The sequence below is a fragment of the Photobacterium sp. GSS17 genome, assembly GCF_028621875.1.
Lineage (GTDB): Bacteria > Pseudomonadota > Gammaproteobacteria > Enterobacterales > Vibrionaceae > Photobacterium > Photobacterium ganghwense.
Map to the genome: position 1 here is coordinate 39,103 of NZ_CP117518.1, position 25,244 is coordinate 64,346.

A 25,244-nucleotide genomic window follows, 5' to 3' on the forward strand; every position below is an offset into this window, starting at 1 on the left:
TTGTTTGACCTGTTGGTGGATTTGAGCTTTTAGCGGGTGAGTGGTGAAGCAGGTTTGAATTGACGAGCTAAGGAAGAGGAAAAGGTATGGAAAAGGTGAATGGCTGGATGTTAGCCAGTGTGATCAGCGCCGGGCTGTTTTCACAGCCGGTGCTGGCTAAGGTAGGGCCACCGGAAAAAGACGAGCTGAAGTTCGGCTTTATCAAGTTGACCGACATGGCACCACTTGCGGTGGCCTATGAGAACTTCTATTTCGAAGACGAAGGGCTGTACGTCACGCTGGAGGCGCAGGCGAACTGGAAAGTGCTGCTCGATCGGGTGATTGATGGTGAGCTGGATGGTGCTCACATGCTGGCTGGTCAGCCGATTGGCGCCACCATCGGCATAGGTACCAAAGCCGATGTGATCACGGCATTCAGTATGGATCTGAACGGTAATGCCATCACCGTGGCCAACAGTGTCTGGGACGCGATTAAACCGCAGATTGATAAAGCCGCAGACGGCAAACCCAATCATCCGGTCAAAGCCGATGTGCTCAAACCGGTGATTGAAGCTTATAAAGCTGAGGGTAAGCCGTTCAATATGGGCATGGTCTTTCCGGTCTCAACCCATAACTATGAACTGCGTTACTGGCTGGCGGCCGGTGGTATTCATCCCGGCTATTACGCCCCACAGCAGGGTGACAACAGCGGCCAGCGTCAGGCGGATGTGTTGCTAAGTGTTACGCCGCCGCCGCAGATGCCCGCCACGCTGGAAGCCGCCACCATTCAGGGTTACTGCGTGGGAGAGCCATGGAATCAGCAGGCCGTGTTCAAAGGCATAGGGGTACCGGTGATCACTGATTACGACATCTGGCCGAATAATCCGGAAAAAGTGTTCGGAGTCAGCAAAGCCTGGGCGGAAGCCAATCCGAATACCCATATCCGGGTGGTGAAAGCGCTGATCCGTGCCGCGTACTGGCTCGACGAGCAGGATAATGCTAACCGGACAGACGCAGTAAAAATGCTGGCCCGCAGTCAGTATGTCGGAGCGGATGCCAAGGTTATTGCTAACAGCATGACGGGCACCTTCGAATACGAAAAGGGCGACAAGCGCCCGGCCCCCGACTTCAACGTGTTTTTTCGTCACCACGCCACTTATCCCTATTACAGCGATGCGATCTGGACCCTGACGCAGATGCGTCGCTGGGGACAGATTCCCGAAGCTAAGCCTGACGACTGGTACATGTCGATAGCGAAAAAAGTCTACCGACCGGATATCTACCGTCAGGCCGCTGAGGCGCTGATTGAAGAGGGCAAAATGAAAGCCGCAGACTTTCCGGATTTTGTCGCCGAAGATGGTTTTCGCGACCCGCAAACGGGCTTTATCGACCGGATCACTTTTGATGGCCGTTATCCGAACGCCTATCTCGATCAATTCACGATCGGGCTGAAAGGCAACGACAAACTGTAAGGAGACTCATCATGGCGTCAATCATTACACTTCCGGCATTGCCGAAACCGGCGCGGATGATTCAGCACAGCCGCGGGATCGCTCTGCCATTACTGGGAATCGCGATTTTCTTACTGGTCTGGCATCTGGCGGCAAGTCAGGTTCAGACCTCGCTCGGGACGTTACCCGGGCCAATCCAGACCTGGCAGCAATTCCGCGGGCTGGTGGAAGAGCATCAGCGAGAGCGGGATCAGGAAGCCGCATTTTATGAACGACAGGAAAAGCGCAACGCAGCGCGACTGGCTCAGGATCCTCAGGCGGAAATCCGGGTGCGAGAATACACCGGAAAACCAACATTTTTCGATCAGATTGGCACCAGCTTGCTGACCGTCGCAGCCGGTTTCCTGCTTGCCACGGTGATTGCTATCCCGGCGGGGATCATCCTCGGTCTGAACAAAGGGCTGTATGCCGCGTTCAACCCGGTGATCCAGCTGCTGAAACCGGTCTCACCACTGGCCTGGCTGCCGATTGTCACCATGGTGGTGAGCGCGGTGTATGTCAGTGATGATCCGCTGGTGGCGAAATCGTTTCTGAATTCCCTGTTTACCGTCGCTATGTGCAGCCTTTGGCCAACCCTGATCAATACCGCAGTCGGTGTCACCGGTGTTGATAACGATCTCCACAACGTCAGCCGGGTGCTCAAGCTGTCGCGCTGGCAGCATGTCCGTACCATCGTGCTGCCGTCGGCAGTACCTATGGTGTTTACCGGGCTGCGCCTGTCGCTTGGGGTGGCCTGGATGGTGCTGATCGCAGCGGAAATGCTGGCCCAGAACCCGGGTCTTGGCAAATTCGTCTGGGATGAATTCCAGAACGGCAGTTCGGCGTCGCTCGGGCGCATCATGGTCGCCGTTGTGACCATCGGTTTTATCGGGCTGTTGCTGGATCGCGGCATGCTCAGTCTACAACGCCATTTTTCCTGGAATAAACAGCTCAGCCTGCGTTAGGCAGCGGAAATAAGGAGAACACTATGTCACGCGAATATTTGTTACTCAGTTATCTGGGAATGCGCTTTCCGACGCCTGCCGGTGAGTTTGTGGCACTCAAAGACGTCAATTTCACCATCAACCAAGGCGAGTTCATCTCTCTGATTGGCCATTCCGGGTGTGGTAAATCGACCGTGCTGAATCTGGTGGCCGGACTGCTGGAGCCGACAGACGGTGGGGTGATCCTCGAAGGGCGGGAAATCGACGGGCCGGGACCGGAGCGAGCGGTGGTATTTCAAAACCATGCGCTGCTGCCCTGGCTGACCGTGTACCAGAACGTCGAGCTGGCGGTGAAGCAGATTAGTAAAGGCAAGCCCGCTGCGGCGATCCGGGAAGCGGTGATGCACTACCTGACACTGGTGCAGATGGAGCATGCCCATGACAAAAGGCCGGACGAAATTTCCGGCGGGATGAAACAGCGGGTCGGTATTGCTCGGGCACTGGCGATGCAGCCCAAAGTCTTGCTGATGGATGAACCGTTCGGGGCATTGGATGCTCTGACCCGAGCCCATTTGCAGGATGCCCTGATGGCGATTCAGGCCGAACTGAACAACACCGTCATCATGATCACCCACGATGTGGACGAGGCGGTACTGCTGTCTGATCGCATTGTGATGATGAGCAATGGCCCGGCGGCCACCATTGGTGAAGTGTTGGATATCAACCTGCCTAGACCGCGTGAACGGGTCGCGCTGGCGGACGATCCGGTTTATCAGCGCCTGCGACAGAGCGTGCTTTGCTTTCTTTACGAAAAACAGCGCAAGGTCGAGGCGATTGGCGACAAGGCCGGCAAGCAACGCGTGGCGTAATGACTGCCGATTGGGATACGGAAAATCCGCGTTAAGGCAGAGTGGCTGATGGCAGCCAACAGGCAGGAGAGCAAAATGTTGATGCAAAGAGAAAAATTACTGGTGGTGGGTAACGGCATGGTTGGCCATCACCTGATTGAGCAGTTGGTGGCGAAAAATGCCCAGCAACGTTATCAGATTGTGGTGCTGGGCGAGGAACGCTTTGTCGCGTACGACAGGGTACATATGTCCTCCCTTTTTTCCGGCAATGATCATCACGCGCTGCTGCTGAGCAGTGAAGCCTGGTATCAGGAAAACGGCATTGAACTGCTGTTGGGCGAGCCGGTCGTGGCTATTGATTGTGAGAAAAAGCGGGTCACGCTGGCGGGCGACAGCCAGCTGGCCTATGACAAGCTGGTACTGGCAACAGGATCCTACCCGTTCGTGCCACCTTTAACCGGCAGCGACAGGAATAACTGTTTTGTCTACCGGACTTTAGACGATTTATCGGCAATCAAAACCGCGTGTACCGGTGCCAGAAGCGGCGCTGTCGTAGGGGGCGGGTTGTTGGGGCTGGAAGCGGCCAATGCCCTGCGGTTGCTCGGGCTGGAAACCCATGTGGTAGAGTTCGCACCGCGCCTGATGCCGGTGCAAATTGATGACACGGGTAGTGCGTTGTTGCGCAGTAAAGTGTCGGAGCTGGGTGTGCAGGTTCACACCAACCGGGCGACCACTTCTATTTCGGATGGGGAGACGGCTTATCACCGAATGAACTTTAAGGATCACGATCCGCTGGAGGTGGACGTGATTGTGTTCTCGGCCGGGATCCGCCCGCAGGACTCCCTCGCCCGGCAGGGCGGGCTGGCGGTGGGTGAACGCGGCGGTATCGTGATCAATGATGCCTGTCAGACCAGCGATCCCAATATTTACGCAATTGGCGAATGTGCCTTGTGGCAGCAGCGTATTTTCGGCTTGGTCGCCCCGGGGTACAGTATGGCGCGTATTGTGGCAGATCAGATCCTCGGCGGTGATGCGACGTTCGGCGGTGCTGATATGAGCACCAAACTGAAGCTGCTGGGCGTCGATGTGGCAGCTATAGGCAATTCGCTCGGTCAGGGCGACGATTGTCAGGAAATGGTGCTGCAGGACATGCGTGCCGGCGTATACAAAAAGCTGGTGGTCAATGAAACGGGTGATCAGCTGTTGGGGGCTATCCTGATTGGTGATAATCAGGATTACGACGCTTTGCTGCAATGTTACCTGAATCAGATGCCACTGCCTGCTCACCCGGCGGAGCTGCTGTTTGACTGCTCGGTGCTGAAAGGCAAACAGGATCCCGGAGCCATGATCTGCTCCTGCCACAACGTGACCCGGGGTGATATTGCGGCGGCGGTGCAGGCCGGGATGCATGAGCTGTCAGAACTGAAAAGTTGCACCAAGGCCGGCACCGGTTGTGGCGGCTGTAGCACCATGGTGAAAACCATTCTCGATGAAGAGTTGGCGGCGCTCGGAATGGAAGTGAACCAGCATCTTTGTGAGCACTTTGCCTATACCCGCCAGGAATTGTTTCATTTGGCTCGGGTAGAAAAAATCCGCAGTTTTGAAACACTGATCAGCCGTTATGGCCAGGGCTCGAATCTGAATCATCACCAAAACACAAGCCATGTGCTGGGCTGTGATATTTGTAAGCCTGCCGCAGCGTCCATCTTTGCCTCATTGTGGAATGAGCATGTGCTGGAACCTCAGCACCAGCCTTTGCAGGACACCAATGATGCATTTTTGGCAAATATGCAAAAAGACGGCAGTTATTCGGTTGTGCCGCGTATCCCCGGCGGGGAAATTACCCCGGACAAACTGATCGTGCTCGGCGAAGTGGCCAAAAAATATGACTTGTACACCAAGATCACCGGCGGTCAGCGGGTCGATCTGTTCGGAGCTCAGCTTGAGCAACTGCCGGATATCTGGCAAGCACTGATTGATGCCGGTTTTGAAACCGGCCATGCCTACGGCAAATCACTCCGAACGGTGAAATCTTGTGTCGGCTCGACCTGGTGCCGTTACGGGGTCGATGACTCCATCGGCCTCGCCATCATGCTCGAAAACCGCTACAAGGGACTGCGCTCACCCCATAAGCTCAAATTTGCTGTATCGGGCTGTACCCGCGAATGTGCTGAAGCGCAAAGTAAGGACATTGGTGTGATTGCCACAGACAAAGGCTGGAATCTGTATGTCTGTGGTAACGGCGGTATGCGGCCGCGCCATGCGGATTTACTCGCTTCGGATTTGTCGACGGAAGATCTGGTGCGGCTGATTGATCGGGTGCTGATGTTTTATATCCGGACGGCAGATCGTTTACAGCGCACCTCCGTCTGGCTGGAAAGCCTCGACGGCGGGCTGGACTACCTACGTCGCGTGGTGGTGGATGACAGCCTGGGGATTCATGCCGAGCTGGAGCAGCAGATGGCCCATGTGGTGGACACCTACCAGTGTGAGTGGAAAACCACGTTATCTACACCGGATAAATTGGCCCGGTTCCGCCGTTTTGTTAACGCAGAAAGTCAGGAGGCAGACGGGCAATCTCAAGCATTGATTTCCCCCCCAGCGTATCAGCGCGAACGCGGGCAGCGTATCCCTGTCCGGCAGCTAGACCTAACGACAAAAGCAGGTAGCAAAGCGGCAGACAGTGCGGTTGCAGCGGCTGCCAGGGAGGAAGTATGAGCTGGATAAAAATCTGTGGTTTGGATGCGCTGGTGGCGAACACCGGGATGGGCGCGATTGTAAACGGCCAGCAACTGGCGCTGTTTTACGTACCGACTCAGGATCCTGCTGTTTTCGCGCTGGATAACTGGGACCCTATCGGGAAGGCTTATGTGATGGCGCGGGGGATTGTTGGCGATCTCAAGGGAGAGCTGTGCGTGGCCTCGCCCCTCTACAAACAGCATTTCAATTTGCGCACCGGGCAGTGCCTGGAACAGCCGGCGATCAGTCTTGCAACCTGGTCGGTCAAAGTGGAAGACGGCAGTATCTGGGTGAGGTCGTAGTATCTGGGTGAAGTCGTCGCTGTGTTGACACTTGCCCCGCTGCGGTTTGATGGCGAGCGGGGCGAGTGCCATACCTGACTTATCGGTTGGGAGTTTGATCGGCAATGTGAAAGAGGGTGCTCAATCTGACGTTACAGCTTACCCCTCGATAATTGTCAGCTCCGCAGGCCAGGTTTGCCGGAAGTCGTCAGCCTGCTGGCGGATCCATTCGCAAAACTGGATGACTTTTTCGCGGCGGAAATATCCCTCAGGCGCACACAGGTGATAGCGAAAAGCCGGCCTCACGGCAATGTTGCCTATTCTGACCAGTTTCCCTTCTTCCTGATAGCGGTGGGCCAGACTGTGGCGAGCCAGTGCCACTCCCTGAACCGATAATGCCCCTTCAAGCACATAATTGGCACCGTCATAGGCCAATGCTGAGCAGCCGCCTCTGGCACCGACCAGTGACAGCCAGCGCCCCCAGTCCATATCCGGCCAGATATCGCCAATCAGGTGAGCGCGTTGCAAGTCATCGACCGTGTGGAGCTGATGCTGCGCCTGATAAAGCGGGTGGCAAACCGGGTAAAGCAGGTCGTCCATCAGCCATTGACTGGTTAGTCCGGCATACTGGCCTTTCCCGTAGCGAATACAAAGGTCAACGGATGATTTTTCAAAGGAATTCAGCTCATTTTTGGATTCCACCAGAACGGACAGCGACGGGTGTGCTTCCCGGAAACTGGTCATACGTGGAACCAGCCAATGTTGGGAAAAGGAGGGCAGGGTCGAGAGTGCCAGTCTGTGCGGCTCAGGATCGTTATTTATCAGCCATACGCCATTCTGGATCGAGCTAAATCCTTGTTGCGTGTGCTCGAACAAAATCGCCCCCTCAGGGGTCAGCACCACCTTGCGGTGCTGGCGATAAAACAGGGGCGTTCCCAGCCATTCTTCCAGCAGCCGGATTTGCTGGCTGATGGCCGCCGCCGTCACGAACAGGGCATCCGCTGCGGCTTTAAAGCTGCCAAGGTGCGCCGCCTGATAGAAATAATACAAACCTTGCAACGGGGGCATACGTTTGTGCGGGTCACCTGGTATTGACATAAGTTTTCCTTAACTGAGTGCCAGAATCAATCGTTTGAGCATACGTCGTCGGTGAACAAAAATAAATCATACATTTTAGATGAATAGGCGATTAAAAGATGATGACAATGTATGACCCTGTATTTCCGACCGTTAAGCAAGTGGTTAACTCAGTTAAGCGTGGGTTGTCTTTATTGAAAAGCTGGCGACAGCAGCGCCGAAATTTGCAGTATCTGTCAGATATCCCCGAGCACCTGCGCGATGATCTGGGGCTGGACGGAATTGCTAATGCAGCGCGGCCGACCGCGAGTGAGCTGGCGCACAAGCGACCTTAAACCCACTGTCCCAGAGAGTCGTTTCACAGAAGTGCGATCAGAATCGGTATTCGCCAGCAGGGAGCAGAAGATAAAAAGCAGCAAAAATAGATGCAAAGAAATCAGTAACGAAAAAAAATCAGGTGAAATGCCAGAGAGCATAGGAGGGGGGAATAAGATGGGTATGAGAAGGAAAGTCGAAAGGGGATAAAACCGGAGGCCCAAACCGCAATGACCCCGCGCCAGAAAAAACAAACCCGGCCAGTAGCCGGGTTTGATTCTTCATTTTGAAAGTTGGCGTGCTGACGCCAACCGGGAATTACGCCAGTAGCTCTTTCGCTGTGCTGACGACATTCTCAGTGGTAAAGCCGAACATTTCGAACAGTTGGCCAGCCGGTGCAGATTCACCGAAGCTGGTCATGCCGATGATGCGGCCGTCGAAACCGACGTACTTGTACCAGAAATCTGCGATACCCGCTTCGATAGCGATACGTGCTGTCACGTCAGATGGCAGCACTGCTTCGCGATATGCCGCGTCTTGCTTGTCGAACGTGTCAGTCGATGGCATAGAGACCACGCGAACCAGCTTGCCTTCGGCAGTCAGTTCCGCTGCTGCGTTCACAGCCAGCTCGACTTCAGAGCCGGTCGCGATCAGGATCAGCTCAGGTTTGCCGGCACAATCTTTCAGGATGTAACCACCCTTCGCGATGTCAGCCACCTGAACCTCAGAGCGCTCTTGCTGCGCCAGGTTCTGACGCGAGAAGATCAGCGCTGATGGCGCGTCTTTACGCTCGATAGCCAGTTTCCAGGCAACCGCAGATTCAACCTGGTCACACGGACGCCACGTGCTCATGTTCGGCGTCAGGCGCAGAGACGCCATTTGCTCAACCGGCTGGTGCGTCGGGCCGTCTTCACCCAGACCGATAGAGTCGTGCGTATACACTTGGATGTTCTGAATTTTCATCAGAGCGGCCATGCGCATTGCGTTACGGGCGTATTCCATGAACATCAGGAAGGTGGCACCGTAAGGCACGAAACCGCCGTGCAGGGCGATACCGTTGATGATCGCAGTCATGCCGAATTCACGTACACCGTAATGGATGTAGTTACCCGAGAAGTCACCCGCTTCCAGAGACTTCGAGCCAGACCACATGGTCAGGTTAGACGGTGCCAGGTCAGCTGAGCCGCCCATGAATTCCGGCAGCAGTTTACCGAACGCTTCCAGCGCGTTTTGAGACGCTTTACGGGATGCGATGTTCGCTGGGTTGGCTTGCAGCTCAGCAATGATTGCGCTGGTCGCTTCTTCCCAGTTCGCTGGCAGCTCACCGTTAACACGGCGCTTGTACTCGGCAGCCAGCTCAGGGTAAGCCGCTTGGTACGCCGCGAACTTGTCGTTCCAGGTCGCTTCTTTGGCAGCGCCCGCTTCTTTTGCATCCCACTCAGCGTAGATGTCTGCCGGGATTTCAAACGGACCGTGGTTCCAGCCCAGAAATTCACGGGCAGCCGCGATTTCGTCATGGCCCAGTGGTGCACCGTGACAGTCGTGTGAGCCTGCTTTGTTTGGTGAACCGAAACCGATGATGGTCTTAGTACAAATCAGGGTTGGACGAGGGTCGGCTTTCGCCGCTTCGATTGCCGCGTTGATCGCGTCAGAATCGTGACCGTCAACCGCTGGAATAACGTGCCAGCCGTATGCTTCAAAACGTTTTGGTGTGTCGTCGGAGAACCAGCCTTCCACGTGACCGTCGATAGAGATGCCGTTGTCATCCCAGAATGCGATCAGTTTGCCCAGGCCCAGAGTACCGGCCAGTGAGCACGCTTCGTGAGAGATGCCTTCCATCAGACAGCCGTCGCCCATGAACACGTAGGTGAAGTGGTCAACGATGTCATGGCCGTCTTTGTTGAACTGCGCAGCCAGTGCTTTTTCCGCAATCGCCATACCTACGGCATTGGTGATGCCCTGACCCAGCGGACCAGTCGTCGTTTCGATACCCGGTGCGTAACCGTACTCAGGGTGACCCGGGGTTTTCGAGTGCAGCTGACGGAAGTTTTTCAGATCATCGATAGACAGATCGTAACCGGTCAGGTGAAGCAGAGAGTAAATCAGCATCGAGCCGTGGCCGTTCGACAGGACGAAACGGTCGCGATCAGCCCACTGTGGGTTCTGAGGGTTGTGGTTCATGTGTGAACGCCAAAGCACTTCGGCGATGTCAGCCATCCCCATTGGGGCACCCGGGTGACCAGAGTTAGCTTGTTGCACACCGTCCATGCTCAGGGCACGGATTGCATTGGCCAGTTCTTTACGTTCCATATTGGTTTCCACTATAGAATTTGAGTCGATAAAAAAGGAAGAAAGCGGCGATGAAGGGCCGCTTTCTGAAATTTCATTAACGCTTACAGGCGCTCAGCAATCATTGCTTCCAGCTTGCCCTGGTCAACCGCGAAGTTGCGGATACCTTCGGCCAGCTTCTCAACCGCCATTGGGTCTTGGTTGTGATCCCACAGGAACTCAGCGTGTGTCATTGCTGCTGGACGCTCTTTAATGTCGGTCGCCGGAGTCAGTTTCTGTACAACGTCGCCTTGAGCTTCTTCCAGCTCTTGCAGCAGTTGCGGGCTGATGGTCAGACGGTCACAGCCTGCCAGTTCCAGGATTTCACCCGTGTTACGGAAGCTCGCACCCATTACCACAGTGTTGTAACCGTGTTCTTTGTAGTAGTTGTAGATGCTGGTTACAGACAGTACGCCTGGATCTTCTGATGGCTCGAAATCACGGCCTTCTTTGGCTTTGTACCAGTCCATGATACGGCCAACGAATGGCGAGATCAGGAAAACACCGGCTTCTGCACACGCACGTGCCTGGGCAAATGAGAACAGCAGGGTCAGGTTACAGTTGATGCCTTCTTTTTCCAGTACTTCTGCAGCGCGGATACCTTCCCAGGTCGAAGCCAGTTTGATCAGGATGCGGTCATTCGAGATACCGGCATCATTGTACATTTTGATCAGTTGACGGGCTTTCTTGATGCTGCCTTCAGTGTCGTAAGACAGACGAGCATCAACTTCAGTCGAGATACGGCCAGGAATCACGTTCAGGATTTCTTTACCGATGTTTACTGCCAGCATGTCACAGGTATCAGCAATTTGCTGTTGTTTGTCATCGCTTTGTGCTTTTGCGTAAGCAATGGCCTGTTCAATCAGCGGGGCGTACTCTTCGATTTGAGCGGCTTTCAGGATCAGTGAAGGGTTAGTGGTCGCGTCCTGAGGTTTGTACTTGCTAATAGCATCGATGTCGCCGGTGTCAGCAACAACAGTAGTCAGCGCGCGCAGTTGTTCCAATTTAGTGCTCATATCTCTCGACCTTAATCTGTGTGGGCTTGTCTCGACCTAGCCTAAAGTGTAGCTAGTAAATCCGCGATTACGTTTCCTTCATATTCCGCCCCTAACCATCATATCCTGATGTTGAGCAAATGGATCTATGAAGAACAATTGATGCTTCGATAATTAGCATTTTATGAAACTTTGTCAATGAAAATTCCAGATAAACACCGATAGGATCTCATTACAGCCATATAATCCGCAGTGGGTGAACGAAATCTGGTGAATTTATGTTGACTGTTTATCGGTGTTCAGGAATTACCGCTGCGAACATATGATCCATGTTGTGATCAAATGCTCACTCCCTGACGACAGGTTTGGGTGGTGAGCGCCGGGCTGAGAGTTTTCACTACCCGGCGCAATATGCTCAGTACAAGGGCTGGCAGGAGGAAAAACCGATTTGAAGCGCGCGGTGATAGCTGTGCGCACCAGTAACAAAAATAAAGCAGTTACTTCGCCTGAATAGTCGATGGGGCCTGATGTCGGGGATGTCAGGCCATTACTCAATTCAAAGTGTTTTCTTTACCCAGTTTTTAATTAACTGGTTTTCATAGGCAAAAGGCCGATCTCTTGCCGGGCCGATAACGCTATTGAGGTAGTTGATGTCGGAGAGTTTTTCGTCACCCTGCTTGAGCACCTGCTCACCCTTCATCATTTTGTAGCTGAATGTGATGCGGGGAGGCGTCAGGTCATCCAGAATGCGCAATTCGCGAGTGACTCCCGGCCGAAATCGTACATCACCAGCCAGATCCAGGTTGGTGACTTCTATATACAGTGTCTCTTCGTCGGTCAGTTTGGATTTGGCGGCCTCACCGAAAAACGCTGATATTTGTTTAAAGACCCGCTGCTCAAAACGCGACTGCACTTCGTCGACGGCTTCAACATCGCGGTATGTGTCGGTCTGGCTCCAGACAACGACGGCAGGGGGAGATTGAAAGGTGAAATCTGGCTCTGCCCATGCTGAAGAGCTTAACCCGGCGAAGAATGCGCCAGACAATAAACAGGCTGTCAGGTGAATACGTTTGTTCATGGTTGCCTCCCGGAAACTGAAGATGTCCGGCTACTGTTTTATTACCTTAGTGCAGTGCGCCGGCTTCATCGAGTATGCCAGCTTTCAGGACAGTGTGTGATGAAAAAACAGACAAGTTCAGGCGAGATTCAGTCAGAAAACAACCGCACCGTCCTGACAAGGCTGGGACGGTGCGGCGGTGGTGCGTTTTACGTTATTGCGTTAATGCGCTACTGCATAGATGCATAGATGCATAGATGCATTGGCGTGTGTTTATGCTGTGTGGTACTTTGCCTTTCCAGATAAAATGCCAAGCGACATCAATGCTGGTGCCAAGGCTTCTCTTATTTTAAAGGGTTGCGCCGATTGACAGTACAATACCGTTCAGTACCACGAAGAATGCGACCAATGGACCGATAAACTTCAACCAGGTGATGTACGGAATTTTGGCAATCGCCAAGCCGCCCATCAGTACCCCGTAAGTGGGGGTGATAAACAGAACGGTCCCGATGCCACTCATGAAGGCAGTCACGACCAAATCACGGCCGGTGTTGGCAAAGTCACTCAGTGGAGCAAGGATCGGCATACTCATCACGGCCAGTCCGGATGTTGACGGCACAATAAACGACAGCAACATTTCAATCCAGTAAACCGTATTGATGAACAGAATACTGCTTTTACCGGCGACCAGCGTTTCCGCGTAGCTCAGAATGGTATCGGTAATATTCCCCGCTTCCATGACCACGACAATCCCGCGGGCAACCCCGACAATCAGTGCCACCCCAATTAGGTCGGCAGCCCCAGCAACAAACGAGTTAATCAATTCGTCTTCTTTCAAACGTCCGACCAGACCGCATAAAATCCCCATGAAAATAAACAGAGTGGCCATTTCTGCCATCCACCATCCTTGGACGGATACCCCGTAAATCATGATGGCGAAGGTCAGAATGAACAGAACAAGTACACCTTTCTGTGCCAGAGTCAGAGGGGCCAGGTTATCGCCAGTAGGTTTGCCCGCCAGAAAGTGGGCTTCATGGTCTTTACGTAGGTGGGCAATCAACGAGGCGTTCGGATCACGCTGCACTTTGCGGGCATAGTGCATGACGTAGGCACAACCCACAAACAGGGCGACAGCCAGAATCACAAAACGCAGTTCGATACCGCTGATAAAATCGACGCTGGCCGCGTTGGACGCGATAACGGTGCCGAACGGGTTGATGGTCGAGCCAAGGGTGCCAATCCCTGTCCCGATAAAGATCACGGAGACGGCAACCAGCGGGTCAAAACGCGCGGTCATAAAAATGGGTATGAGCAAACCATAAAAGGCGAGGGATTCTTCGGCCATGCCGTACGAGGTGCCACCTAAAGCGAACAGCACCATCAGGATCGGGATCATATAGATTTCCCGCCCCTTGAGCAGCACCATGATACGGGCAATCCCGGTATCAATTGCCCCGGTTTTGGTGACGATTCCGAGGAAGCCGCCGACCATCAGGACAAACAGGCTGACATCAATCGCACCGATGACGCCTGACACTGGATCGTAAAAGCCGGAAATAGGTGCCATCAGGGTATCAAATAGCCCCTGCGGGGAACTGTCAATGACATGGTAAGAACCGGGTACCGGCACTTCTCGCCCAAGTTGAGGGTTCATTTCACGAATGTATTTTCCTGCTGGCAGCATGTAGGTCAGCATGGCAAACATGGCGATCAGGAAGAACAGGATAGTAAAGGTATTGGGAAACTTTTTTATTTTTAACATGGTGCTTCCTTAGCAGCCCGTTCCGGACTGCGGGTTCAGAGGTCAGTTGCTTGATTTACATCGATTAAGTGACATCGCTTGAATCTCGGGTTCTGAGCAGCGGCTTGGATAAACTACTTTGTTAGATCATGTGCTTATACACATACTCCGAGGTCATGCACTGCAGCACGGCGCCGTATGACAGGTTGAATTTAACGGTACTGCCGATTTCGTAGTGCTGCTCGCAGTCGTCAATATCAAGAATGAGGTGGTCACTGCTGCCCCCCACAATAATGATCTGGTTATCAACCGGCATCAGTTCATGGATATCAACATCCTGCTTGCCGATGGCACACAGGGCCCGGCGACGCAAGCCGCGGTCGACAAACTCCGGCTTGTTACCGAAAGCATCAAGCGCAGTGGAATTAACCGGTACAGACGGCTTGACTTTGATCTCAATGATCTCGGCCTCAAGTTGAAAGGTGTCCTGACGGGTGTGCGGTACCGGATCGTCATTGAGGCCTATGCCCATCAGCAGGGACGCTCCCAGCCGTAGCTGATTGATGCCAGCGGGCAGTTCGTGGCGCATCATCAGGCCCAGTCCGGCTGAGCTGGCCCCGGAGATATAGCTCAGGTGCAGGCCATTTTCTTTTTCGACCTGACGGGCGAGGGCGAGCAGTTGGTTTTGATTGGCGGTTGTCGGTTCGACACCCCCATAGCAAGCCAGGTTGGTACCCAGCCCGACGAGTTCAATACCCGGTAAACGGGTGGCCTCCCGGCACAGTGACAGGGTTTCTTCTTCATAGAAACCACCTTCCCGCAGATCCCCGAGGTCATGCATCACGATAACCTGGTGGCGTTTTCCCAGAGCCAGTGCTGCCTCGGACAACGCCTGAAGAGTGACGCGTTCAGAGTTCAGGGAAATATCGGCAAATTGCACAACCTCTTCCACTTCGCTCAGGGCCGGCAGGCGCAAAAGCAAGGTCTGGGCACGCAGCGGCTGGAGTTTTTTGAGGTTGCTGAGGCGTGAATCTGCCAGCAGGGTAATGCCACCGGCGAGGATAGCATTACCGACTTCAGGCAGAGCGCAAGCCAGTTTGGTGACACCGGCAGGTGTGACACCATGAGCGGCACATGCGGTGACCATCTGACGGGTATTTTCTGTGATCGTATCTAAATGAATGTTGATTCTAGGGTAAGAGCGCATTGAATCACCTTTTGTTTTCTTTTTGTTCTGGTGGTTATTTAGCGCTTTTCTTGGACGGGGTTAAATGACGGAAATGGCAAGAATACTTTGCCGGATTTTAATGTTAATGGGCAGAAGGCAAAGTACACCCGCGCTGAAACTGGGCAGACCAAGAAAAAAGTGCCGCACAGGTGAAAAAATAGAGAGGGGACAACGTGTAATGACTGATGACCTTGCTGGCGGTGAAAGCTGACAGCTTGCAAATCTGAACCACCAAAAATGAGGTAGACAAAAAACGTAAGTGCTTTTTTGAGAACGGATTTTCTTCGGATATGAAAATGAATGTTGGAGTCCTAAATCCTTGTGAGCTGATTCTGACTCGCTAAACGCAAAAAAATATTTACAATACGCATTTTTCAAACACTGAGTAGAGAACCACCTTGAACCAGAGCAACCGATTGAAGCTTAGCAACCGATTGAAACTAGTTGAACAAATGGTAGAGCCTCACTATACCCACATTTGGGATTGTTGCTGTGATCACGGATTTCTTGGTGCTTCCTTGCTGTCTCAACAAGCTGGGGCCAAGGTTCATTTTGTTGATATTGTGCCGGATTTAATCGATTCGCTCGAAAACAAATTGAGCCGTTACTTTACTGATTCAGCGTGGGAAACTCACTGTTTGGATGTCTCACAGCTCCCTTTACAACGTTATGAGGGCAGCCACTTAGTGATCATCGCTGGTGTTGGAGGTGATCTCACCGCTCAGTTTGTTGAGGCTATTTGTACCCAACACCCAACCTTAAACATCGATTTTTTATTGTGTCCGGTACATCACCACTTTTCTCTGCGACAGAAACTCATAGAACTTCAGCTTGATTTAAAGCAAGAAGCTTTAATCAAAGAGAATCATCGCTTCTATGAGGTTATTCTTGTTTCATCGGCAAGCGAGAATACGGAAAGCATTACGCCAGTCGGAAGCCAAATGTGGCGTCCTGAGTCAATCAAACAACTTGAGAGAGCCAAAGAGTATTTGAATCAGACGTTAAATCATTACCAACGTGTACAACTGGGTCGGAAAATTGATGTTCAGCACATTATTGACGCCTACAGCGAGGTGAAAATTTCCATGTGTATCTCTAACTGTACTGATTGAGCCTAACGCCCGGCGAAGGGGCTGGCAATGTATAGTCTCCAAACTCAATTGTGTCGATCGTAATCACGAAGGTTCAAATTGACTGAAGAAAATGCTGCGTGTTGGTAGCCCCTCTGCATGTCTTTTAACTATCTATGAACTCACTGCGAATTAACCCAAAACACTTTAAATCATGGAACTGATTTTTCCAGTATCCACTCTGACGCCGAATACCTTCCTCTTTAAAGCCTAGCTTGAGCAGTATTGATTCTGAAGCTATGTTGCCTGGTATGGTATCAGCTTGAATCCTATTTAATTTCCCACATGGCAGTTCCCCCCAAAACGCTTGATTTACAATCTGTTTAATGGCTTCAGTCGCAATTCCTTTACCCCAGAAAGAGGGTAGTAAGTCATAACCAATAACCGCTGATTTCATCCCGATATTCCATGAATTAAAGCCACAAGTGCCAACCAATTCATTGGTGTCTTTCAGCCGAATCCCCCACCGAATACCAGACTTTGATTCAAATCTCTGCTGCATGTGATCAATCAAACGTATCGACTGTGATGAATCGGTAAAGGCTTCAATATCATAGTATTTGACTACATCATTATTGGAAAATAGTAGGAAAATACGCGATACATCCTGAGAAGTTAATTGCGAAAGCGTTAAGCGTTCTGTTTGTAGTTCTGGGAATTTCAATCAGTTTCCTCCATGAAAGATATCGCCGAGATAAGAGGTTATTCGTAAATTTCACGCATGCATACCACACTTGAAAAGTTTAGTTAGGTAAAATGCAACTCCATAATTGTTTCATCGAATTCATCTTGCTAAATGGCGTTGATGACCTGCCCCCATTTTGCAAAGCCAACCGCTGTAACTTTAGGATTAGAACTCGCTACCGGCTTTCCATGCCGAACCAATGTAATTTCACCGAGCCTCCTTGTCCGTAGACAAACTGAACCGAGCCAAAAATGCTAAATTTAGCCGTTACTCTCAAATACTTTGCTATGTACGTGCTAAAGGTACACAACTGACTCCACATTGTTACCCTCGGGATCAATTAAAAACGCTGCATAGTAGTTTGGAGCATAGTGTCTTCGTAAACCAGGTTTACCATTGCATTTACCTCCTACAGATAAGCCCGCTTCGTGAAACGCTGCAACTTGTAGTTTGTCCGATGCGGAAAATGCAATGTGACACTTTGAATTGCTGACACCTTTTTCAATTAGAAATATTACTTTAGGTCCGCTCGAAAGCCCAAAACCAGCAGCACATTCATCTGACCACTTGAGTTCAATGCCCAATGGCTCAAGCGCATGCTTGTAAAATACACGACATTCTTCGAATGCAGCTACCTTAATTTCAAAATGATCTATCACTCTCAATCCTTTAGAGTTAGTTACAACTTCCTTTGAAGTACATAACAACTTATTATTTGGCTCTGTGTCTGATTAATCCGCTTTAACGCTGCCGTATAGTTTTCAGCAAAATAACACTTTATAAAAACGCCTAAAATCAAACAATGACTTCATTTATTAAGTATCAAGTAACTAGAATGGGTTCACGCTTCTTGCCATATAGTCTGATGATTTTTGACGATATCTCTGGCTAGTATTTACAAACGGTGATTTTGTACGGAAGTTACCACTTTGGTGGTCTGCGTGCATAAATTTTGGCGCTATAAATTTCTTCATTTTCGCCTATTTATTGAGCGAAGATCTTTTGGTATTAACACTTCGAAATGGCAGAGCTATATTTTCTTTTCAAATACCCTGTATATATAGTGTACCTTAAAGGTATTTTTACTTTTTTCATGATCACTTTTTAGAATATTACGAATGCAGCGTTTAAACCTTGAGTAGTTTGATGTTTATAAGATAACTGGTGTGCTGCACTTCTTGGCAATTATGCCTTTTGATTAAAAACTATCTTATCGGTGTCAGACCGAATTTGAGTCGATGCAATTAATGTAAATAGTGGGAGTTGCCAGTCGTTTTGAAAAGAAACCGCTACAAAAATAGCGCGAAAAACGAGCGACTGGTACCGATGGCAGGTCGCGTTGGCCATCCTGTCATCGGTGGAGTCTGAACTAGACGCTATGAGGTTGCCAGGTAAGCTTTGTGGTCGATATGGTTTTCCACAATAGCTTCAATCAGCTTGGTAGCAGCCAGTGAGTGCTCTTTGTTATCCAGCGTAGTGAGATGAAAATCGGCCTTGTATTCCCAATCAGGTGCCACGATTCTGACTAACTCGCCCCGGTTAACCCAGATTGCCGCATAGTGATCCGGCAAATACCCGATGAAGTTGCCGGACAGCAGCAGGTGCGCAGTTGCTTCCATATTGGTGCTACTGGCCAGATGCGGCATAGCTTCACAGTGGCTGAGTGGGGTGATGTGGTGGGATAGACCGCGGTCAACCAGCGGATACAGCATCAGATCGTCTTCGGTGATTGGGCGAGGGTGCTGCAGGATGGGATGGTCGCTGGCGCAGTACAGGCTCTGATGCTCGCTGAACAACGGTGTGTAGGTTAATCCATCTTTTTGTACCTCTGATGAGGTAATGCCCAGCTCTATTTTCCCCTCCAAGAGCATCATCTCAATCTGATAGGAGTCCCATACCACGGTTTCCAGTGTGACTTTTGAGTAGCGGGCACAAAAAGCGCGTATGGCCTGCTGAACGTGACAATCAGGGTTCGTGGCCAGGTTATCGGTCAGTGCCAGCGTAATATGTCCGTGAGACACTTTGCGGATACCGTCGATCTGATTTTCAAAGTGGTTGATGTGCTGAAACAGGGTCTGACACAGTGCGTAGACTTTTTCGCCATCCGGCGTCAGCCGAAAGCCGCGTCGTCCGCGTTGGCATAAGGTCATCCCCAATCGCACTTCCAGGTCATGCATGCGGGTACTGATTGTTGACTGATGCATATTCAGGGCAAACTGGGCCGCAGAAAATCCCCCCGTTTCCACAATGGTGGTAAAAACCTGCAGCAGTTTTAAATCAAAATCACTTAATTTTCGCATGGTGATCGTATCTCTCTTCTTATTGTTATGTTTGTTATTTTTTCCTTATCTTAATGGTATCTGGAAAGAGATTCTGAGAATGGGCTCAAGGGGTGACGAGGAAAAATCTGATTCCTGTTTGTGGCAGGAGATAGGAGTCATTTTGGGCTGGGTAACAGGATCTGGATTGAAAAAAAATAATTGAAGAAAGAGACGTAGGGTCGCCTTGCTGTACTTATTGATAAGACTGATAAAAACAGGGACTGGTATGCTTTGATCGTTATTGATATTCAGGTAAATTCCTTACCCTTTGTAAGTGATATTGATAATAAAATGAATAAAAACGATGTGGTTGCCGGTCAGGCCATTTACTCAAAAGCGGTGCTGGCTATTTATGATTGGTGGGTGTTAGGGGTTTCCAACCACTATTTATGGAAGTGTCCGACTCATCTTATCAGCAAGCGGTTTGCAGAGCAGGTATCGGTAAACCATCTGGATGTGGGAGTGGGGACCGGGTTTTATTTAAAACACGGGCTGTCTGCAAAGACCCGTCGGGTCGCACTGGTGGATTTGAATGAAAACAGCCTGAGCACTGCCGCCCAGGCGATATCTCACCTTAATCCGGAACAGTATTGCCGAAATGTACTAGAGCCTTTCAACCTGCCGTGTGAAAAGTTTGATTCAGTCAGTATCAACTACCTGCTGCATTGCCTGCCGGGGGATATTGCCGAGAAAGGAATTGTTTTCTCGCATCTTAAAGCGGTGATGAATGATGGTGGCGTGGTCTTCGGCAGCACTATTCTGGGGCAGGGGACGCCAAAAAATGCCTTCGCGAAGAAGCTGATGGCTATCTATAACAAAAAAGGTATTTTCAGTAACGAGCAGGATGACGTCGTGGCGTTGGAGTCGGTCTTAAAAACGCATTTTGCTGATGTGAAGATTGACGTGATCGGTTGTGTGGCTCTGTTCTCTGGTCGTAAGGCCTGATTGTGCCTGAACGATGGCGCAGCGCTGAAGCGAATGTGTCTAACAACATGAAGCTGCAGTCCAACTGAAAGTCAGACCTCATCTAAAAGATGCCCCAAATGAAAGTCAACACCGCTGAAAGCTTGTTTCGCCTTCAGCGGTGTTGAGTACTCAGAAGCCAAGCCATCCCAGAATTTCAGGATGTATGAATACCGTTCAGTGTTATCAGGGCTGCACGAATTATTGCAGTGTCAGCTGAGTGCGAATCTCGCTTACCAGTCGCTGTAATGCCTGTTCCATAGCCTGGATTTCGTCTTCAGTCGGAATCCGTTGCTTTTTGACAGCCAGCTCAACGGCCTTGGCGGCATTGTGCAATGGCATGGCACAGATACTGCCAGAAGCTCCTTTCAACGAGTGGCTGATTAGTACAGCCAGATCAAAATCCTGTTTTTCAACAGCGTCACGGAAGCGCTTGGCATCATGTTGGTGTTCATCACTGAACATCGTCAGGAAATGCGCCACGATGTCGTGATCGTCATCCATCATATCCAGCACTCCACTGACATCCAGCTCCTGAAAATGCTTATCAGCCAGCGTTACAGGTGGCGACATCTCATCTAGATTGTTATTCATGGCATCCTCTGATGTGTCAGCAGTCAAAGTGCGTGACTTGTCAGCCAGTGCACATTCACAGTCTGATCCTTCAGGCTCAGATTGCGTTTGGCCGTATGACGGGGAAGACAAGTGTGATCCGGCTGTTGCGGTCGGAAACACAAGTGTTTGGTCGTTAGTTTGCTGCTGGTCTTGCAGCTGCTCGGATGCCGTCTCAGGTGTGAGGTCGGCATAGTGCAGTGTATTGGCCTTAGCATGCAGCGTAGCCATCCGGGTGATTGGGTGCTGGTAACGTTGCAGGGTATCAACCAGTTTACGTTCATCCAGCGGTTTGGTGATAACGCATTCAGCCCCGGCGTTAATCATGTTGCGCTGTGTTTCGGCAAACACATCGGCGGTACAGGCAAAAATTGGGGTCGCGCAGGCCGGAGGCGGCAGTTTTCGGATACGTTGAATCGCTTCAATCCCATCCATGACCGGCATGTGGTTATCCATCAGCACCAGATCAAACGCGTACTGCTGCATGGCATTGAGGGCATCGGCACCGTTTTCGGCGATAGTGGTAATAAAGCCCCGCTGTTTGAGGAAGGTATCGATGATCATGACGTTCAGATGGTTGTCTTCTACTATCAGTACCCGTAACCCGGCAAAAGCCTGGCGATCCAGCTCGATATCTGAGGAGTCTTCTTTGACGTAGTTGCCTTCACGGACCTTGAGTGTGACGGTAAAGCACGAACCGACACCTTGAACACTGCTCACGGTCACGTCACCGTCCATCAGGCTCGCAAGCTGTTTAACAATACTCAGCCCTAATCCGGTGCCGCCGAAACGACGGCTGGTGGATGCCTCTGCCTGCGCAAACGGGTCGAAGATCAGCCCGATCCTGTCTGCCGGAATGCCAATTCCAGTATCCTGCGTGATGATCGTGAGGATCAATTCCTTATCGGTGTCGGTCGGTGCCAGTTGCAACGTGACGTCGACTTTTCCCTTTTCCGTAAATTTGATGGCATTGCTGATCAGGTTGAACAGAATCTGGCGAATACGGGCCTTATCGGCATAGAACCATTGCTGCCGTTTGAATTGACACTGAATGGTAAAGTCGATGCCTTTTTCTTTGGCCAGCGAGAAGTAAGTACTCTCAATGGCACCCACCAGATCGGTAAAGCAGAAATGTGACGGGTCCAGTTTCAGTTGCCCCTGCTCAATTTTGGAGAAGTCCAGAATATCATTGAGCAGGGCCATCATGTGTTTGCCGGAGTCGAGCAGCGTGCGCAGATGTTGCTCCTGCTCTTTGCTCAGCGGTGTTTTGAGCAGTAACTGAGACAGCCCCAGCATACCGTTCATTGGGGTGCGGATCTCATGGGACAGGTTTGCCAGAAACACCGATTTGGCCCGATCAGCCGTTTCTGCTTTATGCAGTGCCTGATTGAGTCGTTGAGTATCCAGCGAGATTTTTTGCGCGCCCTGATTCAGCGCATCGTTCAGTACCTGAAATTCGTGCGGGCCACGGAAATCATCATTACGATCATAATTTCCGAGCTTGAACTGGGCTGCGAAACGGGACAGCCTCGCCAGCGGAACCGTGATGCGGCGGGTCAGTGTCAGGGCGAGAATAATGACCACAACCGCAGTAGCCAACAGTGCCAGCAGGAAGTAATGCTGCAGATAACCGATCACGGCTGTGACGGTATCTCTGGGCGTAATGGAAACCAGCGACCACTGCGGCAGGCCTGTTACACCAGCATGAACGGTGTCTAACGGGGCCAATGACACCACCATGGTTTGTCCTTCCGGCGTCTGGTAGCTCAGGAGTTCCGTCATCTCTTCATGGCGTTGACTCAGGCCATTTTGCTGGTAAAAAGCGGTGAATTGACGGAAAACAGCCAGCTTCTGCCCCTGATGTCGACCGGTCAGTACTGGCTTGCCCTGAGCATCAACCAGCAAGACGTAATCAATGTTTCGGATGTGTTTTTCCAGAAAGTGCAACTGACGATTGATTTCATTCAACTGGTAGCGAAGTACCAGAAAGCGGGAAACCCTGCCCGGGATGGTGTTGGTATCGATCTGCTTAATCGGATGGATCAGGTAAAGAAAGGCGTTGTCTGCATCATATTGGGGGGCAGACACGGCGATGGTCGGGGCAGCGTTCTGGTTATTCTGATTCTGAGTCTGGTTTAGCCCTTGGTTTTCGCTGGCTGGTGCGCTTATGGAGGAGAGCTGAAGCTGCGTGGAATCTGTTCCGGTTACTTGGGCAGATAGCGAAAGGGCATTCAGGGTTGATGTCAGATCAGGAAAGCCTGCCTGGGCCAGTGAGGCAAACAAAGCCTGCTCTGTCTGTTGAGCGCTCTGTGGAATATCGTTTTCGGTGGTGACGGAGCTGGCGGTCAGCGTTGGTGTAGCACCTGTGGCCTGTTCCAGCACGTACAACTCACCCAGCGCCGGATCAACCCGGCTTTGCTCCGTAAGGTAAGCTGTAATGAAAGAATTCGGATCTGACATGTGCTTCGGAGCGAGTTCAAACACCGGCGAATGTGCCAGTTTCTGGATACTGATCATACGCCGGGACAGTAAGTCATCAATATGATGACCGGCCAGATTGGTACGGCTGTTCAGCCCCTGAGAAATCTGCTCAGTGGCGACGATTTTAAGTTTTTCACTGCTGACCCAGCTGTAGAGCAGGGCGGGAACAATCCCGATGAATAACATACTGCCCAGTAAGATAGGCTTAATTCGGTTGGGTAGAAAATTTACCAAGGCACACCCCAAAGTCCATTTCTGTGATGACTGTTGTCGTTTTTTTCGCCAAGACAACTCTATGGAGTGTGATACATAGTTCCGCAAAGGATCAATGTAATTTGTTGCTTTAGGGGGAGAAATACGATCTCCCCATCATTATTGTGCGGTCAGTCGTGAAATTAACTGAGCAGCTGCTCAAGAGTAAGGGGGGCGCTGATCAGACCGACTTTCTGGGCCGGAGTCAGGCCGCTTTTGTCCTGATGGCACAGGTTGTGCCAGGCGCGGTAAATATCCATGAGCGGTAACAGGCCGCCCGGTCTGAGTTTACGGCGTGGCTCATTGATCAGCTGGCTGAACTGATCCTGGAAACGCTGCTGGTAATCTGTGATCACATCATGGTGTGCGATAGCCAGCCACTTGGCCTCGTTGTCTTTTTCACCACCCAGATGGCAGATTCCTTTGCTGATATCACCGTGACGGGTAAACGCCCAGCGATCGCGCCACCATCCCATCAGCACGATATCAATCTTACCGGCGGTCTGGCCGTGCTCCCAGTCCGGATCGGTTTCCACATAGACCGGATGAATGGTCTTGTTTTTGACCCGCTCACGGAAAACTGAAATACAGGCAGAGCGCAGCAGAGGTTCCTGTGGCATGTAGATGGCCAGTTCTTTGTTATCTTCCAGCATTTCCTGCAGGTGCATGTAATGGGCATACACTGTGTATTGCGGACGGATCAAACAGCCTTTGGTCGGGTAGTTCAGACGGGCTTTGTCTGACAGCGGGTCTTCCAGGTTAGGACGGGACATGACCTCGCGGTAAATAGCATCAATGCGTGCCAGTAGCGCCTGGGGTTTTGGTGTCGGTACAATTGCCAGCCGTGCTGCCGGAGGCGCCATAAAACGCGTTCCGTTGGTGTAAGGGTCATGGTGTTCGCTGCGGCTGTCCGGGTCGGTTGCCTGATAGTTGATATCCTGCGCCAGCACATAGCCTGAACGCGCTTCACAGCTGGCAATCCACTGCACGCCGTTATCACTTTTGGGCTGCAACTCACTGATGTCAGATGCCAGGGAAAGGTGAGCACTATGCTTGCACAGGCGGGCATCAAACATCGCCAGTTGGCGGCGGCAGCGACTGGCAATATGGGAAAGCTGATCGTAAAACGATTTGGGATTAAGGCTCAGGCGGCGACAGATGTCGCGAACGCTGTAGCCAGTAAACAGCATAGCCAGCAGCTTTTGCTGGGTCTGATTTTTGGCGTTAAACCCGGACCAGCGGTCAACGAAGGTTGCCTGGCAGCATTTGCAACGATAACGCTGGCGATCACCGCTGAAACCAAACGCATGATAAAGATGGCGGTGGGTCAGTACCGGGAGACCGAAGTTTTCGCAGTCCGGATGACTGCAGGCTGGCAGGCCGCTGTTCTGCTGCTGTTTAAGGCGCATCACTTCAGCGATAACATCGTGGTTATTGATAATTGGCGGAAACGCACCGCATTCCCGGCACACCAGAATCGGCTTGTTGGGATTGTTGCGCTGCAGCACATAATGCTCTGTGTCGGTTGAGCCAAAATTGACGCAACTTACCGTTTTGCAATGGTTCAGCTGGTGCCCGTTACATGATTCAGGCAGCAGGGACGTGTGATTGTTGGTGCGGCACATATTCTTCATGTCTACCTAACTAATTCCTTCAGCTCGAGCAACAGACAAGTGCCTGTTCAGGGTCAGGTGTCGGGGGGAGGTGTCGATCCGGAGTGGGTCCCCGGCTCGACACCATTAGTGCCTACAAGTCGCAGTGGTCATTTCGTCCGCACG

20 protein-coding genes are annotated in these 25,244 nt (G+C 51.5%); 9 read left to right on the top strand and 11 right to left on the bottom strand.

Features of this window, described 5'->3' with window-relative positions:
- Positions 1-107 precede the first annotated feature (107 nt).
- The 5 genes from PGW97_RS16605 to nirD all read left to right on the top strand — a co-directional run bounded on the left by PGW97_RS16605 (position 108) and on the right by nirD (position 6,302).
- Positions 108-1,451 (top strand): CmpA/NrtA family ABC transporter substrate-binding protein, encoded by a 1,344-nt coding sequence (locus PGW97_RS16605; protein WP_273860661.1) that lies wholly within the window; start codon positions 108-110, stop codon positions 1,449-1,451.
- A gap of 56 nt (positions 1,452-1,507) precedes the next feature.
- A complete protein-coding gene (locus PGW97_RS16610; protein WP_443147146.1) occupies positions 1,508-2,434 on the top strand; it encodes an ABC transporter permease in 927 nt (308 codons plus the stop codon).
- Between the two features lie 23 nt (positions 2,435-2,457).
- Positions 2,458-3,282, top strand: a complete 825-nt coding sequence (locus PGW97_RS16615; RefSeq protein WP_273860166.1) for an ABC transporter ATP-binding protein — start codon at positions 2,458-2,460, stop codon at positions 3,280-3,282.
- An 81-nt stretch (positions 3,283-3,363) separates the two neighbouring features.
- Positions 3,364-5,979, top strand: a complete 2,616-nt coding sequence (gene nirB / locus PGW97_RS16620; RefSeq protein WP_273860663.1) for a nitrite reductase large subunit NirB — start codon at positions 3,364-3,366, stop codon at positions 5,977-5,979.
- The gene (gene nirD, locus PGW97_RS16625) at positions 5,976-6,302 is read left to right on the top strand and encodes a nitrite reductase small subunit NirD (RefSeq protein ID WP_047884895.1); all 327 of its coding nucleotides are present in this window, start codon (positions 5,976-5,978) and stop codon (positions 6,300-6,302) included. Before nirB ends, nirD begins: the two co-directional genes overlap by 4 nt.
- Before the next feature lie 138 nt (positions 6,303-6,440).
- On the opposite strand, the gene PGW97_RS16630 is transcribed toward nirD, so the two are convergent.
- Positions 6,441-7,379, bottom strand: coding sequence for a LysR substrate-binding domain-containing protein (locus tag PGW97_RS16630; RefSeq protein WP_273860167.1), 939 nt, complete (start codon positions 7,377-7,379; stop codon positions 6,441-6,443).
- 98 nt (positions 7,380-7,477) lie between these two features.
- On the opposite strand from PGW97_RS16630, the gene PGW97_RS16635 reads away from it, so the two are divergent.
- A complete protein-coding gene (locus PGW97_RS16635) occupies positions 7,478-7,693 on the top strand; it encodes a DUF1127 domain-containing protein (protein WP_217393117.1) in 216 nt (71 codons plus the stop codon).
- Between the two features lie 298 nt (positions 7,694-7,991).
- Here the strand turns inward: PGW97_RS16635 and tkt are convergent, their stop codons facing one another.
- The 3 genes from tkt to PGW97_RS16650 form a co-directional block, all read right to left on the bottom strand.
- Positions 7,992-9,983 (bottom strand): transketolase, encoded by a 1,992-nt coding sequence (tkt, locus tag PGW97_RS16640; protein ID WP_273860168.1) that lies wholly within the window; start codon positions 9,981-9,983, stop codon positions 7,992-7,994.
- Positions 9,984-10,066: 83 nt separating this feature from the next.
- Complete coding sequence (gene tal, locus PGW97_RS16645) at positions 10,067-11,017, bottom strand: transaldolase (protein ID WP_217393581.1); 951 nt, start codon at positions 11,015-11,017, stop codon at positions 10,067-10,069.
- A 535-nt stretch (positions 11,018-11,552) separates the two neighbouring features.
- A complete protein-coding gene (locus tag PGW97_RS16650) occupies positions 11,553-12,074 on the bottom strand; it encodes a DUF3016 domain-containing protein (RefSeq protein ID WP_273860169.1) in 522 nt (173 codons plus the stop codon).
- A 99-nt stretch (positions 12,075-12,173) separates the two neighbouring features.
- On the opposite strand from PGW97_RS16650, the gene PGW97_RS16655 reads away from it, so the two are divergent.
- On the top strand, positions 12,174-12,302 hold the full coding sequence (locus PGW97_RS16655; protein ID WP_273860170.1) for a hypothetical protein: 129 nt from the start codon (positions 12,174-12,176) through the stop codon (positions 12,300-12,302).
- A 100-nt stretch (positions 12,303-12,402) separates the two neighbouring features.
- Here the strand turns inward: PGW97_RS16655 and PGW97_RS16660 are convergent, their stop codons facing one another.
- On the bottom strand, positions 12,403-13,815 hold the full coding sequence (locus tag PGW97_RS16660; RefSeq protein WP_047885202.1) for a YfcC family protein: 1,413 nt from the start codon (positions 13,813-13,815) through the stop codon (positions 12,403-12,405).
- A 121-nt stretch (positions 13,816-13,936) separates the two neighbouring features.
- Positions 13,937-15,001 (bottom strand): alanine/ornithine racemase family PLP-dependent enzyme, encoded by a 1,065-nt coding sequence (locus tag PGW97_RS16665; protein ID WP_273860171.1) that lies wholly within the window; start codon positions 14,999-15,001, stop codon positions 13,937-13,939.
- A 419-nt stretch (positions 15,002-15,420) separates the two neighbouring features.
- On the opposite strand from PGW97_RS16665, the gene PGW97_RS16670 reads away from it, so the two are divergent.
- Positions 15,421-16,134 (top strand): tRNA (adenine(22)-N(1))-methyltransferase, encoded by a 714-nt coding sequence (locus PGW97_RS16670; protein WP_273860172.1) that lies wholly within the window; start codon positions 15,421-15,423, stop codon positions 16,132-16,134.
- 124 nt (positions 16,135-16,258) lie between these two features.
- Here PGW97_RS16670 and PGW97_RS16675 read toward each other — a convergent pair whose 3' ends face one another.
- The 3 genes from PGW97_RS16675 to PGW97_RS16685 all read right to left on the bottom strand — a co-directional run bounded on the left by PGW97_RS16675 (position 16,259) and on the right by PGW97_RS16685 (position 19,137).
- On the bottom strand, positions 16,259-16,816 hold the full coding sequence (locus tag PGW97_RS16675) for a GNAT family N-acetyltransferase (RefSeq protein ID WP_273860173.1): 558 nt from the start codon (positions 16,814-16,816) through the stop codon (positions 16,259-16,261).
- 317 nt (positions 16,817-17,133) lie between these two features.
- Positions 17,134-17,496, bottom strand: coding sequence for a VOC family protein (locus PGW97_RS16680; protein WP_273860174.1), 363 nt, complete (start codon positions 17,494-17,496; stop codon positions 17,134-17,136).
- Between the two features lie 717 nt (positions 17,497-18,213).
- The gene (locus PGW97_RS16685) at positions 18,214-19,137 is read right to left on the bottom strand and encodes a LysR family transcriptional regulator (RefSeq protein ID WP_217393575.1); all 924 of its coding nucleotides are present in this window, start codon (positions 19,135-19,137) and stop codon (positions 18,214-18,216) included.
- A gap of 312 nt (positions 19,138-19,449) precedes the next feature.
- On the opposite strand from PGW97_RS16685, the gene PGW97_RS16690 reads away from it, so the two are divergent.
- A complete protein-coding gene (locus PGW97_RS16690; RefSeq protein WP_273860175.1) occupies positions 19,450-20,103 on the top strand; it encodes a class I SAM-dependent methyltransferase in 654 nt (217 codons plus the stop codon).
- Positions 20,104-20,322: 219 nt separating this feature from the next.
- Here the strand turns inward: PGW97_RS16690 and PGW97_RS16695 are convergent, their stop codons facing one another.
- Positions 20,323-23,448: an ATP-binding protein gene (locus tag PGW97_RS16695; protein WP_273860176.1), complete on the bottom strand. Its 3,126-nt coding sequence runs from the start codon at positions 23,446-23,448 to the stop codon at positions 20,323-20,325.
- Positions 23,449-23,609: 161 nt separating this feature from the next.
- Positions 23,610-25,100, bottom strand: coding sequence for a lactate dehydrogenase (locus PGW97_RS16700; protein ID WP_273860177.1), 1,491 nt, complete (start codon positions 25,098-25,100; stop codon positions 23,610-23,612).
- Between the last annotated feature and the right edge of the window lie 144 nt (positions 25,101-25,244).